Consider the following 17,980-nt stretch of genomic DNA (forward strand, 5'->3'; position numbering starts at 1 on the left):
AATATGGGTATCCTAAAATTTCCTTGTATCTTTCTTCGAATATAAGCTTCATTTTTTCACCCATTTAATTTATTTTTAATACAGCTTTAATAACTTTACCATTGTGAGAGTCTTCAAAAGCCTTGTTAATATCTTCAAAATCATAGAATTTAATTAATTTATCAAATGGAAATTTACCTTCTTTATAGTATTGAATTAATTGAGGAATAAATAACTTTGGAATAGAATCACCTTCCACAATCCCAATTAAAGATTTTGCTTCACCCATTAATTCTTCTTGTACATTAATGGTCAAATCTCCAGTCGCTCCCAAAACTACTGCAGTACCTAAGAAACGAACACAAGCAAGAGCTTTTTTTACAAAATCACCAACTCCAGTGGTATCGATTGCATAGTGGCATCCTCCATTTGTGATCTGCTTGATTTCACAAACTATATCATCAGTTTCTTTTCTGTTTATAGTATGAGTTGCTCCAAGCTCTTTTGCAAGTTCTAAACTACTTGGATTCCCTCCTACTGCAATAATTTTTGAACATCCTGTAATTTTAGCTGCCATAATAGCACTCATTCCTACAGTTCCACATCCAAATACCGCAATAGTAGAACCAAACTTTGGATTTAATCTATTTAATACAGCACCTGCACCTGTTTGGATGCCACAACCTAGAGGACCTACCAATGCAAGATCCATATCATCATCAACTTTTATTGCACTGTTTTGATTTACCACTGCATAAGTTGCAAAGGAGGATTGTCCAAAGAATGAAGATATTTCTTTTCCATTTTGTGAAAGTCTCTTTGTACCATCACTCATAACCCCACCAAAATTAATTGCATTAAAATTTTCACATGCATGTTGATGTGCACTTAGACAGTTTTCACAATGTCCACAAAATCCAAAGGAAAATCCAACACGGTCACCCTTTTTAAACTCAGTAACACTACTACCAACCTCTTCTACAATACCACAACCTTCATGTCCAAATACTGCTGGTAAAGGTACCGGAATCGCTTGTAGTTTTGCAACTTCATCAGTATGACAAACCCCACTTGATACTATTTTTACAAGTATTTCATCTGCCTTTGGTGGTGCTAATTCTACCTCTTCAATTTTAAAATCTTGTCCTTTTTCATGAACTACTGCCGCTTTTATTTTCATAATAATCCCCTTTCTTTAAATATCTAGTGCACGATAGTATCCGTTTGTAACTGCCTCAACAACACGACCTGGCTTAATACAGTCGCCTGTTTCAAATACACGTGGTGCTGCGTTATAGAAGCTTTCTGCAACTGCACGGTCAGCTTTCATACCTGCTGTTAACAAAATGCTGTCAGCCTCAAAAGTAACTTCACCATCGGTTGTTTCGCAGACAAGTCCTTCAGCTGTAACAGCCTTTGCCTTTGTATTTACATTAATCTTGATATTGCTGCCCCGCATTGCCCTTACCATTGCATTTTTGTGCATAAAATAAGAATCTGCTGCCCAGTCGTTTTTCATCTCAACGATTGTAACATCCTTTCCAAGGCTATCCAGATAAATTGCAGATTCGCATCCAACAAGACCTCCACCAAGAATAACAACCTTGTGTCCAAGTGCAGGAGCTTTTTGATGAAGAACTTCAAGACCAACAACTTTCTCATTATCGATTCCAGGGATTGGTGGAACAATCGGTTTAGCTCCAATAGCTGTAATTATGACATCAGCATTCTCTGCTGCAGCCTGCTCAGCAGTAAGCTCTGTATTCAAACAAACTTCAACGCCTGATTTCTCCAAACGTCTTTTTAATACGTTTACAAAATTGAACATATCCTTCTTAAAAGGAATATATTGTTCAAAAAGAAGCTGTCCGCCAAGTTCACTGCTTTTTTCATAAAGAGTAACAGAATGACCACGATCAGCTGCTGTAATAGCTGCTTCCATACCTCCTGGGCCACCACCAACTACGATAACTTTCTTTGGCTTTGTGACTGGGAATGCATGCTTGTTTTCCAGTTCATTGCCAATAACCGGATTAAATGCACAACAGAATGTTCTATTTGTTAAATAATTGAAGAAACAGGTATAGCAGCGGCAGCAGCGATTAATGTCATCTGCATTTCCTGAAAATGCTTTCTCTGGGAAATATGGATCAGCCAGTGATTGACGTGCAATCTGTATGATATCTGCTTTTCCTGAAGCAATAATTTCTTCCATCATGTCCGGATCATTTAGTCCACCTAATGTAGCAACCGGTGTCTTCACGTGCTTTTTAATCTCAGATGCAAGATATACATTATATCCATGTTCAATAAACATAGATGGGTGAGTAAGTGTAAATACCTCTGGGTCCTCATGAATACCGGCAGAAACATGGATAATATCAACCTTTCCATCCAGCATTTTGGCCATCTTGATGCCTTCTTCGATTGTGTATCCATCTTTCGTATACTCTGCTCCACTCATACGGAATTCAATTGGATAATTGGCTCCAACAGCTTCACGTACTTTTTCTATTACCAGCAGTGGAAAACGCATACGATTCTCCAGACTGCCTCCCCATTTATCTGTTCTGTGATTCATGGTTGGAGAGCTGAACTGACCAAGCAGCCATCCATGACCACCATGGATAAGTACCATGTCAAAGCCAGCCTCTTTCACTAGCTTTGCACCTTTAGCAAAACAATCCGCAACTCTATGGATATCCTCATCTGTCATGCTGCGAACCTGAAGTCCTTCTGGATTTATTTCATCATTGGGCCCAATTAATGTACCATCAGCATTGCCATGACTACGGGCATTGCCGTATTTTCCACCATGGGCAAGCTCCATTACTGCATTACAATTGTGACGATGCATGGCGTTTGCAGCTTCCTTAAGTGAAGGGAGAGACATTATGTCATAGAGCTTTATTTCCTTTGTGTGTGTACGACCAATAGCATCTACAATACCAAGACCAATGGCTACACTGGCAAGACCACCACGTGCACGATTTTCATGGAATGCGATTTCTTCTTTCCTCATATTACAGTCTGCGTCTAATTCCGGGTTGGACATAGGCGCACCAAAAATTCTGTTTTTAAAAGTAACTCCATTAATCTTAATAGGACTGGCAAGATGTGGATAATATTTGTTCTTCATATCCTTTTACTCCTTTTTTATCTAAGTTTGATAATTTCTTGACACCTTAAGTATATATGATAAAATTAAGACAAAAAAGAAGAAAAATTATTGTATATCTACAACCAAAAGGTTGCATGCAGAAGACTGTTTCATGAACATTTTCAATTTTTAATTATAGTTGTGCTATTTTCTATAAGAAATTTATTATACAATGTGTGATAATTTACTATATTTAAAAAGTTATAAAGGGGGATGAGTTATGACATTCAGACAAATGGAAGTCTTTATAGAAGTATGCGAGTGCAAAAGTATCAATAAGGCATCTGCGGTATATCATGTGTCTCAGCAAGGCATATCCAAAATAGTCCGAGAACTGGAAAAAGAGCTGGGATGCCAACTACTTTACAGAAATAGCAATGGAGTATCTCCCACAAAATATGGTGCGTATTTTCTGGATGAATGTCGTATTATTCTAGAGCGAAAAAGATATATGTATTCCCATATTTCTCAGATAAAAGATGTGCCTCAGGAAACCATTTTTCTTGGTATGGCCTTTGGCGTAATTTCTGTAATGCCTTATAAACTGATTACAGATTTCGAGAATACACATCCACATGTGAATATTGAATATTCGGATCATGCAGACTTTTATCTGGAAGAACTTTTAAAAAAAGACGAATATGATTTCTGTATTACAACTGGCGTTATAGACACAGATCGCTTTTCTGCTGAATGTCTAATTCAAGAACATATATATTTGTGTATTCCTTGGACACATCAATTATACCGCAAAAAACATATCAAAGTAGATGATTTGAACTGTCAACGATATGCCATGTTCAACACACAATTTCACATACGCCACAATTTCGTTGCGACTTGTCGAAATGCAGGATTTAACCCAATTATTGATATATCTTCTGGTGATTTCAACTCCTTAAGAGAAATTGCACAACATAACAACCTTCTATTTGTTGTTCCGGAACATACCATACGTTCGGATGATTCCAAGCTCAGATATTATAAATTTCCGGATGATAACTTTAGCTGGGACGTATATTTCGTAAAGAAAAAAAACAAAGTGCTAACTGAAAATATGTTGGCATTTTATCGATATATAAAGCAACAACTTCCTAAACTCAACAATCGTCAGAGTACAATAGCTTTCCATGATCTTAATGAATAGCAAGCTCAACCTTTTAAATATCCTTGCACCACAAGAGTTATAAGAGGAGATAGTGTTTTTGCAGTTCCAGAATTATACGAAATTGCTGAACAGTTATATACATTTAGATTATGAGTAGTACCTCATAATCTAAACAGGATGCTCTTTCGAGCATCCTCATAAGGAGTAAAAACCACTAAAAAGCAATACAATTTATATTTTGGTTGAATGCTGTACCGGAAGTGACGTTATTAGCTAGGGTGACAATAACTCTAACACTATAAGTTGATGCACCTGTAACTACTGCAGTATCCACGTAAGTGTTGGCAATAGGAAATCGTTGAGTTCCGGCTGATGCTATTGATCTTTCTAATACTCTAGTGGTGATTAAGGTAGAATCTCTGTATAATCTTGCTTCGAAAGTAATACTTGAGTTCGCAGTAGTGACAAATTCTACTGAAAGAGCATAGTCAATTTTTATATTTTCGCCAATTGTGTCAGATACAGATACAGATACTACTGAAACTTCAGTATTTAGAGGAGGATATACAGCGATACCACCAGCAATTTCATTAAAGAATAGGTTGGGTGCTCCGGTAGCTCCAGTAGAACCTGTTGCGCCGGTAGAACCAGTTGAGCCTGTAGCTCCAGTAGAACCAGTAACTCCAGTAGGACCAGTTACTCCAGTAGAACCTGTCGTTCCTGTAGGACCAGTAACACCAGTAGGCCCAGTTGTACCAGTAGAACCTGTTGTTCCTGTAATTCCAGTTGTTCCGGTAGGTCCGGTATCGCCTGTAGATCCGGTTGCACCAGTAGGACCTGTAACTCCTGTTGGGCCGGTAGCTCCAGTTTCACCAGTAGGACCAGTTGCTCCAGTAGAACCTGTCGGTCCTGTAACTCCTGTAGGACCTGTATCTCCAGTAGGTCCAGTTACTCCGGTAGTTCCGATTGGTCCAGTAACTCCAGTAGGTCCAGTTTCACCGGTAGTACCTGTTGCTCCAGTTTCACCTGTAGATCCAGTTGCACCAGTAGGACCTGTAACTCCTGTTGGACCTGTAACACCATTAGGACCGGTTATTCCAGTAGGACCAGTTTCACCAGTAGGACCTGTAACTCCGATTGGGCCAGTGACTCCTGTAGAACCAGTGACTCCGGTTGCTCCAGTAGGGCCAGTTTCACCGGTAGTACCTGTTGCTCCAGTTTCACCTGTAGATCCAGTTGCACCAGTAGGACCTGTAACTCCTGTTGGGCCGGTAGCTCCGGTAGAACCAGTAGCCCCGGTAGCTCCAGTTTCACCAGTAGGACCAGTTGCTCCAGTAGAACCAGTAACTCCAGTAGGACCAGTTACTCCAGTAGAACCAGTAACTCCTGTTGGGCCGGTAGCTCCGGTAGAACCAGTAGCCCCGGTTGCTCCAGTTGCACCAGTAGAACCTGTCGTTCCTGTAGGACCAGTAACACCAGTAGGCCCAGTTGTACCAGTAGAACCTGTTGTTCCTGTAATTCCAGTTATTCCGGTAGGTCCGGTATCGCCTGTAGATCCGGTTGCACCAGTAGGACCTGTAACTCCTGTTGGACCTGTAACACCATTAGGACCGGTTATTCCAGTAGGACCAGTTGCACCAGTTGCACCTGTAATTCCGATTGGGCCAGTTACTCCTGTAGAACCAGTGACTCCGGTTGCTCCAGTAGGGCCAGTTTCACCGGTAGTACCTGTTGCTCCAGTTTCACCTGTAGATCCAGTTGCACCAGTAGGACCTGTAACTCCTGTTGGGCCGGTAGCTCCAGTTTCACCAGTAGGACCAGTTGCTCCAGTAGAACCTGTCGGTCCTGTAACTCCTGTAGGACCTGTATCTCCAGTAGGTCCAGTTACTCCGGTAGTTCCGATTGGTCCAGTAACTCCAGTAGGTCCAGTTTCACCTGTAGGACCTGTAACTCCAGTAGGGCCAGTAGCCCCAGTTGTACCAGTAGAACCTGTTGTTCCTGTAATTCCAGTTGTTCCGGTAGGTCCGGTATCGCCTGTAGATCCGGTTGCACCAGTAGGACCTGTAACACCATTAGGACCGGTTATTCCAGTAGGACCAGTTTCACCAGTAGGACCTGTAACTCCGATTGGGCCAGTTACTCCTGTAGAACCAGTGACTCCGGTTGCTCCAGTAGGGCCAGTTTCACCGGTAGTACCTGTTGCTCCAGTTTCACCTGTAGATCCAGTTACTCCTGTAGAACCAGTGACTCCGGTTGCTCCAGTAGGGCCAGTTTCACCAGTAGCCCCGGTAGCTCCAGTTTCACCAGTAGGACCAGTTGCTCCAGTAGAACCAGTAACTCCAGTAGGACCAGTTACTCCAGTAGAACCAGTAACTCCTGTTGGGCCGGTAGCTCCGGTAGAACCAGTAGCCCCGGTAGCTCCAGTTTCACCAGTAGGACCAGTTGCTCCAGTAGAACCAGTAACTCCAGTAGGTCCAGTTGCTCCAGTTGAGCCAGTAGGTCCTGTAACTCCAGTAGGTACTAGCGTACCATATTCTATATTCAAAAATGGTCTCTGACTAGGAAATGGCCATTCCTTGGAGAAATATCCTAGTATAGTATCAATAGCATTTTCTATTCCAACCAGTGTAATTCCATTATTCATCATAGATCCATTTAGCCAGTCAATTACTAAACCTGTTATATCAATACTAATAAACTTACCAACATCGCTATCTGTTACAATTGTAGAATAGATTGTTGGATTCAATGGAGGTGCATTATTCCACGTAACTGTATTCTCCGAAAAGTTACTTGCATTTGTAAACACAGTGACAGTTTGTGGAGATAATAACACATCGGGTGTATCTTTTCTATTAATAAATAATTCTAGTGAAGCTTGCAGTATACTACTCCCTGTTGGAATAACATTAGATAAATCAAATTTTAGTAGACTTCTAAATATATCATTAGCTAAAACAAATCTTCCTGTAAATAAAAGGCTTGAAACACTAAAATTTGTATTAGGATTTAGCAGAGATATATATGCATCATCACTAGGATTAACTTGTACAAACGGCATAATTTTATCCCTTCTTTCTTTTTGTTCTCTTTTGCTTTTATGACAATATTTATAACTAGCCTAGTACAATATATGTGCAGATAATATAATAGGATACTTTAATTTTAAGAATTTCGAGGATATAATTTTTACAAATAGTAAAACCGTTTAGGGATTTTTGCTGTCTAATAAATGTATAATACAAATTGCGCGTAATTTAAATATTGAAGGAGATAGAATATGATTTTGGAAGAGAAGGTTAAGTTAGCAATTAACCAAGATGAAAAAGCCTTTGAATATCTTATGAACATAAGTAAAGAAGGACTTTATAGAATAGCATTTGCCTATGCAAAAAATGAACAAGATGCACTGGACATACTACAAGAAACAGTATACAAAGCTTATATTTCTATATATAAGTTGAAGGAACCTAAGTATTTTAAGACATGGATAAGTAAGATCTTAATAAATAATGCAATAGATTTTATTAATAAAAAAAAGAAAATTAACTATTTACCAGATAGCTTATCTGATGAATCACATTATTATAAAGAAAATCATATTGAAGAAAAACTTGATATTTTGAATTACATAGATAAATTGGAAGATAAATATAAAAATATTATATTCCTAAAATACTTTCAAGATCTTACAATAGCTGAGATTTCTCAAGTCATGGATTGCCCAATAGGTACTGTAAAAACTCATCTTAATAAAGCCTTAAGTAGCTTAAGAATATTTATGGGAAAGGATATATGTTAATATGTTTAATTTAGATAATTTGAAAGACAAGATAAAAATTCCAAAAGATATAGACTTAGCAATAAAAAAGGGCATTGAAAGAGGTAGAAAGGAATGTAAAGTGAAAAGTTCTCGAAAAAGGTATAAAAAATTTGCCGCTTTAGCTGCAGTAATAGCTATTGCAATTACTGTGGGAATTTTTAATCCTGGCATAGTAAAGGCACTTCCTGGTATAAAATCAATCTTTAAATTGATTAATTATAATAACGTAGGTGAGAGTTTTGATAAATTTGAAGCATTTTCAACTAGTGTTAATAAAGCAGTGACAAAAGATGGCATAACAGTAACTATAGATAAAATTGTTATTGATGACAATACTTTTGCAGTTACTTCAATAATTCAAGGCAAGAATATTAAGGCAAATCAAGGAGATATGGTACATATAAAATTAAATGGGAAATCCTTATCCACCTATGGTAGTACAGATAAAAAAATAGATGACAATAGGATTGTTAGGGTAACCAGTAGTAATATTTCAGATATGAAACTGTCAAATGATGTGAATGTAGATTGGAATATGTTTTGGATTGGCAATGTAAAAGGACCTTGGAATTTCAAATTTAAAGTTTCTAAATCAGGTAAACCAACAAATTCAAGGTATATTTCTTTAAACAATACAATTAAACTGCCGGATAGCACTCTTAAAATTAAAAACTTGGTAATAAGTCCTCTTGGAAATTCAATAAATTATTCTGGTGTATATGATAAGTTAAATGAAAATATGATAAGTTCAATCTTTGATTTTGTTGTTATGGATGACAAAGGAAGAGTACTGGAAACTGATTTGGGATCAGGAACTCATGGTAAGAAAGATTATAATGGGACGATAGAAGTACTTAATGATCTATCTAATGTAAAAAGCTTAACTGTGGTTCCGATATTGAAAAGGTGGGGAGTCAAAACAAAAGAGATTAACAAATTTCCTTATTCTATATTACAAACTACGATAAATAGTACTAATTTCAATATTCCTCAGGAAATCATAACTAAAAGCAGACCTGTAACAGCAAAGGAAAAGTCTGATGGATATGCTTTTGACAATGTTATTCACGTATTTAACATAGATAAAGATAGACAATTTTCTACCATAGACAAATTGGTTAATCAGGTAATAAAAGTAGGACAAAATAGTAGTGCTGTTATCACTAAGATTGAAACGACAGCTAAATATACTAAAGTTACATTTAAACTTCAAGGTAATGGTGTATATCCTTACAAAAATATAAATGATACAGTGATTGTAGATGAAAATTATAAAGACATAGAGCGTGCTGAGGATGGACCTATTGCCATACTTGAGAATGTAGAAGAAAGGATTGTATCAATTAAGCTGCCACCTATAGATAAATCAAAAAAATATAAGATTGCACTTCCTATTATTGATGAACCTAAAATTGAAAATCAATATAAAATCAACATTGATTTAGATAAGCAATAAGCATTATCAATGAATCTTACTTAGTTGGAGTGTTACAGTAGGTAGCTATCTGATAAAATTTTTACAAATAAAAAGATACAGGCTTTTATTGGCTGTATTTTTTTGAAAAAGTACTTGATAATATTTAGTAGTATGTCTTATAATATAGTTAAGAACTATATTATAATATTACGTACTTTGTATGATGTACTAGTTTAGTTAGGAGTGCTGTTCTAATGGAATTTGAAAAGGAATTACTAAAAGGATATATTGATATAATCGTTTTATCAGTTTTAAAACATAAAAATATGTATGGTTATGAAATTGGAAAAACAATAAAACAGGCAAATAAAAACTTTCAAATAAAGGAAGCAACTTTATATGTATCCTTAAAAAGAATGGAAAAAAGGAATTACCTGGAAGGATACTGGAATGACGATGAAAATACTGGCGGTGGAAGAAGACGTTATTACAGGATTACACAAGAAGGCTTGAATTTTTTCAGAGAAAAAGTTCAGGAGTGGATGGCTCTTAGGGAATTATTAGATCATTTTTTGGGGGTGAATATTAATGAATAAAATTGATTTGTATGTAAAACGTATTTGCAGCAAATTCAATGGATCTGACAAGGATATCCAAATACTTAAGGAGGAGCTGACGTCAAATCTGAATGATGAGGTGTCAGAGCTCCAAAATCAAGGTTTTAGTGAAGAAGAAAGTATACAAATTGCTTTAAAAAATTTTGGTGAAGAAAACAATGTTATTTTAGAAATGAACAGCATATGGACAAGAAAAAGTGAGGTTACTTTGAAGATAATAAAAACAGCAATTGCTATTTTTATTATTGGCTGTGTTTTTCTTGCCATTCACATCATTTTTAATAATGGCAGTTTGAATTTTCAAAACTTTATTTCTTTGCTTTTTAGCATTTCTTGGATTGTTGGGTGCATTGCTTTTTACCAATATATTAATATTGAGAACAAAAGCGGATTTTTAATTTTAATAGTCTTATGCGATATCATTTTTAGCGGATTCTTTGTTTGTTGTATACTTTTTCCAAATCACATAAAAGAAACCTTAATCATTATATTCGGTATTGTATTAATTACAGTTTTAGTTATGAAGCTATATTTCATTAAGAATAAACTTCAAAATCTAAATTAAAAGTATGCTAAAATAATAAAATTTAATTTTTATGGGGAGGTTTAATTATGTCTAACTTAAATCCTTTTAAAATTTTATCAAATCTTGAAAATCAAAAATCAGAGGCTAAAAAGCTGAGTATTACAGATGCAGTAGTTGCTGCAATTTCGTATATTCTGATATCATGGTTTACTTTAGGAATCGGCTTCAGTGTGATTCGTTCATTCAGTAATAGTATATTACAATTGTTACTATCTATTTTTGCAGTAGGAGTTACTTTTTTTGCAGTCACTGCAGTATTCTATGCATATTACATTACTAATCTTGGTAAAGATAAAATCAAAATAAGACTGGTAAAAAAATTTACTTTAATTAATGCATTACTTTTAGTACTGATTGTTTTAGGTTATCTTATGTTCTTTGATTCACTTCTGATGCCAATAGATAAAATTCTTCCAGGATTTATTTCAGTTACAGAAAGCATACAGCTTATTAATAAGAATTCTATATTTTTTATTGGATATTTGTGTATCATTGGACCTTTATTAACAGAGTTTGTATTTAGAGGGATTATTATCGGTGGACTTTCAAAAAAATATTCTAGCCTAAAAACAATACTGGTATCCTCATTGTTGTTTGGAATATCTACCTTTAATCCTGCAGGATTTATATGCGCTTTTTTACTTGGAATCTTATTAGGTTACCTTTATATAAAAACTCATTCATTATATTTGTGCATAATTGGAGATATACTTTATAGTGCAACTACAAGCATTTTGCTTCAATACTATCCACAGTTTTTATTGCTAATTAGTTCAAATACTCTTATTATAGTCCTACTAACTATCATTGGACTTTTGATAATATATTTTGGCATGAAAAAACTTTCCTCAAATATTGAAAATCAATATAAAACCAATATAGATTTAAATAGGAGATAGCCATTGCAAAAATTTTACAAATAGAAAGATACAGACTTTTATTAGCTGTATCTTTTTTAATGGAATATTTCAATATTAAAAAAATGTAACTTTAAATGGTAAAATGTAAGCTAACTTCATGGCAAAATATATAAAAATGAACTAATATAAGTATATGAATACAGTTATAAAAACAAAAAACTAAAAAATGTTCAAATTCTTTGATATATAGGGGGATATTTATGAAATTAAAGAAAAGAAAATTAGTGGTTATACTAGTAATAGCAGCTATTATAATTGCTGCAGCAGGAATATTTGCTTACAACTTATTTAATAGAAAAATAAGTTCACCTGTACTCAATAATGCAAGTAGAAATGAAAAATGGACGGCGGATTTAAAGTTTGTAAAAAATGAATTGCCTAAAAAACATAAAAATCTGTTCTTTTCAAAAAGTAAGGTCGAATTTGACAGGGATATGGATTCACTTATAAATAAAGTTGACAAATACAATGATATGCAAATTAAATGGGAACTCACAAAAATAATAAGTTCTATAAATGACAGCCACACATCTGTTGTTATACAATCCAAATCAGCGTATCCAGTAAGCTTTTTCCAATTTGAAGATGGAATTTACCTGATAAATTCATCTTTAGCATATAAAGATTTCTGGGGTAAGAAATTAGTAGCGGTAAATGGGTACTCCATAGAACAATTACACTCAAAACTGGATCCTATTATATCTAAAGATAATAAAGCTATTTTGAAAAATGAATTTTACAGTTTGCTTAGGTTTCCGGATGTGCTTAAATTTGCAGGAATAGTGAAAAATGATGACGTAGTTTTTACTTTTGAGGGATCACCAAATACTAGTGTTACTGTAAAGCCTTTAAATAAAGAAGAATTTGATAAAACTAAATTTTTATCTGACGATCCTAAGTATATAAATAATATTCCACTTTCAAAGCAAAACTCAGATAAAAATTATTGGTTTAAGTACATTGAAAAAAGCAGTACCATCTATGTGAAATACAATAGTTGTTCGAATATGAAGAATTATTCTTTCTCAAGTTTTACAAAGGATGTATTTAAAACTCTTGACAGCAAAAAAGCTAAAACGTTGGTTATAGATTTACGTGACAATGGTGGTGGAAATTCTAAGATGTTTGATTCTTTTCTAGATGAAATAAAAAAGAGAAGTAATATAAATAAAAAAGGAAATTTATTTGTCATCATAGGCAGAAAGACATTTTCCTCTGCAATATTGAATACTATGGATTTAAAAAACAATACAAATGCCTTGCTTATTGGGGAACCAACCGGAGGCAAGCCAAATCATTTTGGTGAGGTTAAGGTAATACATTTATCAAATACCAATGTAGATATACAGTATTCTAGTAAGTATTTTAAAACAACAAGTAAAGATACGGATTCCATTTATCCTGACGTAAATATTATTTTAAAAGCATCGTCTTATTTTAATGGTAAGGATGACTTTTTAAATTATATTTTAGATAGACAAAGTATTAAGTAAAAAAAGTGTACCTTTTATTAAGAACAATAAAAAAAGAGCTATATTAAATTAGAAAGATGATTTCTGTATTGTACCGGAGTCATCTTTTTTAGTATCTTGACAAATATAAACTAATAACATAAAATATAGTTAGAATTCTTACTTTAAGTATTCTAACTATATGAGGGGTGATGTTTATGGCAAAAGATGAATTTCGAGAACTGCACGACTTATTATTTAAAATTATGGGCTTATTCCATGCAAAATTTATCCGTAAATTTTGCACGGAAAGCCCAAATCATCCAGAACTAAAAAAAAATCATACTGCAATCATTGGGTTCCTTTATCAATATAAGGTTCTTACTGCAACAGAAATTTCAAAGATGCTTAATATGGAAAAAGGTAGCTTAACTACATTGATTGATCAATTAGAAAGATTAGGTCTTGTTATTCGCTGCAATGATGCTAATGACCGACGAAAAGTACTTATATCCCTTACAGATACTGGGATAAAGGAAATGGAAAGTATCATGAATATCTCCATTTACCGTATGAGCGAAATTCTAAGTACTGCAAATCCTAATGAACTAGCAAAATTTACTGACAGTCTCAAATATGCTGTAGAATTTATGCAAAAATTTTAAGAAGGTGAATTAAAAATGGATAACACAAATGAACTTAGAAATGGGAAAATTGGTACTCTATTATGGAAGTTTTCATGGCCAGCTGTTATAGCTATGTTGGTAAACTCTATGTATAACATTATTGATCGTATATTTGTAGGTCGTGGCGTTGGCTCACTTGCCATTGCAGCCGCAACTGTAGCCTTTCCAATTATGCTTACTCTTCTGGCAGTATCCGCATTAATTGGAGTTGGTGCTACATCACTTATTTCCATTCGATTAGGTGAAAAAAAGCCAGAAGAAGCTGATAAAATAGCTGGAAATGCTGTAGTATTGTTGGTTTTACTACCTCTTTGTATTAGCATTATTTATTTTCTCTTTAGCACTCCTATTTTAACTTTTTTTGGTGCAAGCGCTGAGGTTTTGCCTTATGCTAAAGCTTTTACCAATATTATAATGATGGCATCATCTTTAGGCTCTATAAGCATGGGAATGGTTAATTTTATTAGAGCTGAAGGTAATCCTAGGATGTCCATGTATACTCAAGTAATCGGAACTGTTATCAATATAATCTTAAATTACATTTTCGTTATGAAATTAGGTTTTGGAATTAGAGGATCTGCTCTTGCAACTGTCTGTGGTCAGATATTTTCATCTATTTGGGTGTTAACTTATTTTCTATTTGGCCCTAGTGTTCTAAAAATAAAGTTAAAAAATCTCAAGTTGCAGAAAAACTTAGTTATTAGCATTATGTCTATTGGTTTCGCTCCTTTTGCAATGCAATTAGCTAACAGTCTTCAAAATACTATCTTGAATAAAGCATTAATGAATTGTGGTGGAGATATGGCATTATCCGCTATGGGTATTGTTGGAAGTATATCCACATTAATGTTTATGCCTATTCTTGGTATTAGCCAAGGTGCTCAGCCAATCATTGGCTTTAATTATGGTGCCAAGGAATTTACTAGAGTAAAAGAAGCACTGAAAAAAGCAGTTATTGTTGGTACAATTATAGCAGTATTCAGTACTGCAGTAGTTCATTTATGGCCTACTCAAATTGCTAATATGTTCATTAATAATAATCCTAAGCTGACTCAATTAACTGCTCACGCAATGTGTATCTTCTTTTTTATGTTTCCTGTGGCTGGTTTTCAAATTGTCTCTTCCCAGTACTTTCAGGCAGTTGGCAAACCAATTCAATCCACAATTCTGGGGTTATCCAGACAATTGTTCTTATTGGTTCCACTATTATTGATATTACCACGCTTTTGGGGTATTGAAGGTGTTTGGAGAACTCCACCTATAGCAGATATTTTGGCTGCTCTTATAACTGCAAGCGTTGTGTTTTTTGAAATGAAACATATAAAAGAGAAAGAGAATGAACAGCTCCAAAGCAGTACCTTTGATGGAGTTGTTGTTGAGAAATAAGTTTTTTTACACTGGAAATATACTCAAAGTTATTTGAAAATAAATATCTAAAAAAGGAGTGGATTACACCATATATTGGTTTGTAATCCACTCTTTGTTTTTTGATTAAAGTTAAATAATATGTAATTAGATTATTATACCTTCAAAATGATCCATTTCATGTTGAATTATTTGTGCTGTAAATCCAGTAAACACTTGCTTTTGGTTCTTAAAATTTCTATCAAGATACTCTACCTCTATCATTTCATATCTTTTTGTTTTTCTAACGCCAATTAAAGATAAACAACTCTCTTCTGTTTCATAAGGCTTTTCCTTCTTTAATATAACTGGATTTATCATAGGCACAATAAGGTTACCTACAGTAAATACCAATATACGCTTTCTTACTCCAATCATATTACCAGCCAATCCAACACAATTCTGTAAGTTTGCTCTTAATGTATCCATTAAATCATCAGCTACTGCCATATCCTTTTTAGTTGCCTCTTCTGATTTTTGTCCTAAAAACAATACATCTTTTACAATTGGTTTTATCATATTTACACCTCAACTATATATTTTCAATTTTTATTGTTACTCCTATTATTTCTTTTGATTTCGCATCATTTCAAGTCTTAAATTTATTTTCGCTACCATAAAGTTATTACCGGTTACACAATATATCTTCTTTGCTATTTCTATTTCATCTAAATAACTAATATTTTTTACACTTTTTCGGTGGGGAAAAAAGTTTCCCTTTTTTGAGGAATTTTTATTGACAATAACAATTAGGACAGAAATAATTTTTTACATAGCTGTCTTTCCAAAATATCATAGAAAGCTAATTTACAGAAAAAGTCCGCACCCTCCTCTCAAAAAAGCAGCAACTGGATTAACTTCAGTTACTGCCTTTACTTTTGCTGGCTATATGCAATAAATGTAGATTTCTTTTTTAAGCACTGTGAGCATAAACCTTCAAAAGTTATGCTTTGCTCTGTAATATAAAATCCATAGTTATTGCTTATTCTATCATTGAAAATACTTATAAAATCATCGTTTATATCTATAATAGCTCCACACTCTTTACATATAAAATGATGCTTATGTTCGCTTTTGTTTAAAACCATCTCATAGCGAGTTACATTATCACCAAAGGTTAATTTTCTCACTATTCCAAATTGATATAGTAATTCTAAAGTCCTATAAACTGTAGCCACACCAGTATCCGGATTTTTTATTCTAACATAATGATAAAGCTCTTCAACACTTAAGTGATTATCTTTATTCTCAAATAAAACTTGTAGTATAATCTTACGTTGATAAGTAAGAGTAATATCTGCTGCTTTTAATTGTTCATATATGCTATCTAAATAATCATTCACAACATCATCTCCTATATGATTTCATGAATCCATTATAAATCTTCCTTGCATTTAATTCTCCTTAATCAGTCATTTGTTTTAATTCACCAAACTTGGTAAGTACAATATCCATTTCATTACTTACTTTAGAAAAGTTACTTCTAGCTTGTTGCACATTATTTAATCTATTCTTTAATTTTTCCATTTCAATACTTGCTTCCTCTGTCAAAGAATATATCTTTTTCAGTGTATCATTCATGCTCAAGACTAATTCTTTTGTTCCAATAGAAAGTTTTTTAACTTCATCTGCAACTACTGAAAAACCTCTGCCGGCATCGCCTGCTCTTGCAGCTTCTATTGATGCATTAAGTGCCAACAAATTAGTTCTAGATGCAACATCATTTATTTCCGATGAGATATTTTCTATGTATTTTGTATGAGTTAAAAGCCCTTCAAAAGTTGCAATAAAACTGGTCATTTCATTTCTTCTGCTAGTTACCTCCTCTGAAAAACTTATATTTCCTTTTATTTCATTTAATAAATTAGATATAGTTTCAATACATTCTTTAACCTGTGTTTCTCCATTATTTATTGTGCTGTTATTCTCTTGAATCATCGTATTCCCCTCCTTAAATTTCACTTATTAAATCATCTATAAAACTATTTATAATGTTTAATCCTTCTTTATCATATTTACTTAATATTTTAATAAATTTTTCATGTTTAACTTTATGGAGCATTTCGTGTATTTTAAATACTTCTTTTCCTTGTGCTGTCAGTGCATAATAAATTTCTTTTTTATTATTTTCCAAATGATTTCCTTTTATTAACTCTTTCCTTAACAGCTTATTAGTAATTTTAGATATGGCACCTTTCGTCATGTTTAATTCCTTTGCTATAGATGTTGCATTAATCAATTGAGTCTTTCCAATACAATCAATTACATGAATTTCTGAAAACATTAATCCCATATCATAAAGCTCTTTGTGTTTGTATTTGATTAGCAAGTCCTTTATTTCATCATCATGACTATTCAATGAATTATTTATATGTTCAAAGGCTGCCATAAACTTATTTATTATTAAATCTATCTCAAATTTTGTATTTTCTGTTTTCATGATTACAATCCTCTTTTTAAATTAATTTCTATGGAAACAATTATATTATACCTTATATCACTAGCTTATTCAATATATTTTTTAAAAAATAGTTTACAAGGAAATAATATTGTAATATTATGATATTGCTTCTGGGAAAATTAAATAATTACACTGGAGGTTAAAATGAAATTTGATTTAAGTTTCAAGCAAGCTTAATCTTTCAGGTTTCGCAACCATCCCTGGCAGGTTCTACTATCATTTGACGCTGTATATATTTAGCTTGATTTTCTTTAATTTTACTATTAACAATTTCAGCAATATCATCAGCTTTAATACGTGTTATTGTTCTACCTTTAATTGCTGTTAATTTAATAGTAACTTGACAAAAGCGTATGGCAGCCATATAC

General features: G+C 33.7%; 16 protein-coding genes. 9 read left to right on the forward strand and 7 right to left on the reverse strand.

Going from position 1 to position 17,980, the window contains the following annotated elements; genetic code table 11:
- Positions 1–64 precede the first annotated feature (64 nt).
- Both CLJU_RS07915 and CLJU_RS07920 read right to left on the reverse strand, forming a co-directional pair.
- The gene (locus CLJU_RS07915) at positions 65–1,159 is read right to left on the reverse strand and encodes an NAD(P)-dependent alcohol dehydrogenase (protein ID WP_013238276.1); all 1,095 of its coding nucleotides are present in this window, start codon (positions 1,157–1,159) and stop codon (positions 65–67) included.
- A 15-nt stretch (positions 1,160–1,174) separates the two neighbouring features.
- A complete protein-coding gene (locus CLJU_RS07920; protein WP_013238277.1) occupies positions 1,175–3,118 on the reverse strand; it encodes an oxidoreductase in 1,944 nt (647 codons plus the stop codon).
- Between the two features lie 241 nt (positions 3,119–3,359).
- On the opposite strand from CLJU_RS07920, the gene CLJU_RS07925 reads away from it, so the two are divergent.
- Positions 3,360–4,286, forward strand: a complete 927-nt coding sequence (locus tag CLJU_RS07925; protein ID WP_013238278.1) for a LysR family transcriptional regulator — start codon at positions 3,360–3,362, stop codon at positions 4,284–4,286.
- 175 nt (positions 4,287–4,461) lie between these two features.
- Here the strand turns inward: CLJU_RS07925 and CLJU_RS23140 are convergent, their stop codons facing one another.
- The gene (locus CLJU_RS23140; RefSeq protein ID WP_013238279.1) at positions 4,462–7,308 is read right to left on the reverse strand and encodes a DNRLRE domain-containing protein; all 2,847 of its coding nucleotides are present in this window, start codon (positions 7,306–7,308) and stop codon (positions 4,462–4,464) included.
- 219 nt (positions 7,309–7,527) lie between these two features.
- Here CLJU_RS23140 and CLJU_RS07935 point away from each other — a divergent pair, with 219 nt between their 5' ends.
- The 8 genes from CLJU_RS07935 to CLJU_RS07970 all read left to right on the forward strand — a co-directional run bounded on the left by CLJU_RS07935 (position 7,528) and on the right by CLJU_RS07970 (position 15,133).
- Positions 7,528–8,049: a sigma-70 family RNA polymerase sigma factor gene (locus CLJU_RS07935; RefSeq protein WP_013238280.1), complete on the forward strand. Its 522-nt coding sequence runs from the start codon at positions 7,528–7,530 to the stop codon at positions 8,047–8,049.
- Position 8,050: 1 nt separating this feature from the next.
- Complete coding sequence (locus tag CLJU_RS07940; protein WP_013238281.1) at positions 8,051–9,526, forward strand: DUF4179 domain-containing protein; 1,476 nt, start codon at positions 8,051–8,053, stop codon at positions 9,524–9,526.
- A 215-nt stretch (positions 9,527–9,741) separates the two neighbouring features.
- Positions 9,742–10,083 carry a PadR family transcriptional regulator gene (locus tag CLJU_RS07945; RefSeq protein WP_013238282.1) on the forward strand — a complete coding sequence of 114 codons (342 nt, stop codon included), beginning with the start codon at positions 9,742–9,744 and terminating at the stop codon, positions 10,081–10,083.
- On the forward strand, positions 10,076–10,669 hold the full coding sequence (locus tag CLJU_RS07950; RefSeq protein ID WP_013238283.1) for a permease prefix domain 1-containing protein: 594 nt from the start codon (positions 10,076–10,078) through the stop codon (positions 10,667–10,669). The genes CLJU_RS07945 and CLJU_RS07950 overlap by 8 nt, the downstream gene beginning before the upstream one ends.
- A 47-nt stretch (positions 10,670–10,716) precedes the next feature.
- Entirely contained in the window at positions 10,717–11,589 is an 873-nt protein-coding gene (locus CLJU_RS21280; protein WP_013238284.1) for a CPBP family intramembrane glutamic endopeptidase, read from the forward strand.
- Positions 11,590–11,810: 221 nt separating this feature from the next.
- Positions 11,811–13,103, forward strand: a complete 1,293-nt coding sequence (locus CLJU_RS07960) for a S41 family peptidase (RefSeq protein ID WP_013238285.1) — start codon at positions 11,811–11,813, stop codon at positions 13,101–13,103.
- A gap of 176 nt (positions 13,104–13,279) precedes the next feature.
- Complete coding sequence (locus tag CLJU_RS07965) at positions 13,280–13,726, forward strand: MarR family winged helix-turn-helix transcriptional regulator (RefSeq protein ID WP_041705080.1); 447 nt, start codon at positions 13,280–13,282, stop codon at positions 13,724–13,726.
- A 15-nt stretch (positions 13,727–13,741) separates the two neighbouring features.
- Positions 13,742–15,133, forward strand: coding sequence for an MATE family efflux transporter (locus CLJU_RS07970; protein WP_013238287.1), 1,392 nt, complete (start codon positions 13,742–13,744; stop codon positions 15,131–15,133).
- Positions 15,134–15,259: 126 nt separating this feature from the next.
- On the opposite strand, the gene CLJU_RS07975 is transcribed toward CLJU_RS07970, so the two are convergent.
- From CLJU_RS07975 to CLJU_RS07990, 4 genes are all read right to left on the reverse strand, one after another.
- Complete coding sequence (locus tag CLJU_RS07975) at positions 15,260–15,670, reverse strand: peptide deformylase (protein ID WP_013238288.1); 411 nt, start codon at positions 15,668–15,670, stop codon at positions 15,260–15,262.
- Between the two features lie 353 nt (positions 15,671–16,023).
- Complete coding sequence (locus CLJU_RS07980; protein WP_013238289.1) at positions 16,024–16,494, reverse strand: Fur family transcriptional regulator; 471 nt, start codon at positions 16,492–16,494, stop codon at positions 16,024–16,026.
- 61 nt (positions 16,495–16,555) lie between these two features.
- The gene (locus tag CLJU_RS07985) at positions 16,556–17,089 is read right to left on the reverse strand and encodes a methyl-accepting chemotaxis protein (RefSeq protein ID WP_013238290.1); all 534 of its coding nucleotides are present in this window, start codon (positions 17,087–17,089) and stop codon (positions 16,556–16,558) included.
- A gap of 13 nt (positions 17,090–17,102) precedes the next feature.
- Positions 17,103–17,591 carry a MarR family transcriptional regulator gene (locus CLJU_RS07990; protein WP_013238291.1) on the reverse strand — a complete coding sequence of 163 codons (489 nt, stop codon included), beginning with the start codon at positions 17,589–17,591 and terminating at the stop codon, positions 17,103–17,105.
- Positions 17,592–17,980: the final 389 nt, after the last annotated feature.

Origin of the sequence: Clostridium ljungdahlii DSM 13528, from assembly GCF_000143685.1 — a bacterium.
In the GTDB taxonomy this organism is placed as follows: domain Bacteria; phylum Bacillota; class Clostridia; order Clostridiales; family Clostridiaceae; genus Clostridium_B; species Clostridium_B ljungdahlii.

Coding starts and splice junctions, on each gene's coding strand:
- CLJU_RS07915 (WP_013238276.1), bottom strand. CDS start 1,159: ATGAAAATAAAAGCGGCAGTAGTTCATGAAAAAGGACAAGATTTTAAA.
- CLJU_RS07920 (WP_013238277.1), bottom strand. CDS start 3,118: ATGAAGAACAAATATTATCCACATCTTGCCAGTCCTATTAAGATTAAT.
- CLJU_RS07925 (WP_013238278.1), top strand. CDS start 3,360: ATGACATTCAGACAAATGGAAGTCTTTATAGAAGTATGCGAGTGCAAA.
- CLJU_RS23140 (WP_013238279.1), bottom strand. CDS start 7,308: ATGCCGTTTGTACAAGTTAATCCTAGTGATGATGCATATATATCTCTG.
- CLJU_RS07935 (WP_013238280.1), top strand. CDS start 7,528: ATGATTTTGGAAGAGAAGGTTAAGTTAGCAATTAACCAAGATGAAAAA.
- CLJU_RS07940 (WP_013238281.1), top strand. CDS start 8,051: ATGTTTAATTTAGATAATTTGAAAGACAAGATAAAAATTCCAAAAGAT.
- CLJU_RS07945 (WP_013238282.1), top strand. CDS start 9,742: ATGGAATTTGAAAAGGAATTACTAAAAGGATATATTGATATAATCGTT.
- CLJU_RS07950 (WP_013238283.1), top strand. CDS start 10,076: ATGAATAAAATTGATTTGTATGTAAAACGTATTTGCAGCAAATTCAAT.
- CLJU_RS21280 (WP_013238284.1), top strand. CDS start 10,717: ATGTCTAACTTAAATCCTTTTAAAATTTTATCAAATCTTGAAAATCAA.
- CLJU_RS07960 (WP_013238285.1), top strand. CDS start 11,811: ATGAAATTAAAGAAAAGAAAATTAGTGGTTATACTAGTAATAGCAGCT.
- CLJU_RS07965 (WP_041705080.1), top strand. CDS start 13,280: ATGGCAAAAGATGAATTTCGAGAACTGCACGACTTATTATTTAAAATT.
- CLJU_RS07970 (WP_013238287.1), top strand. CDS start 13,742: ATGGATAACACAAATGAACTTAGAAATGGGAAAATTGGTACTCTATTA.
- CLJU_RS07975 (WP_013238288.1), bottom strand. CDS start 15,670: ATGATAAAACCAATTGTAAAAGATGTATTGTTTTTAGGACAAAAATCA.
- CLJU_RS07985 (WP_013238290.1), bottom strand. CDS start 17,089: ATGATTCAAGAGAATAACAGCACAATAAATAATGGAGAAACACAGGTT.
- CLJU_RS07990 (WP_013238291.1), bottom strand. CDS start 17,591: ATGAAAACAGAAAATACAAAATTTGAGATAGATTTAATAATAAATAAG.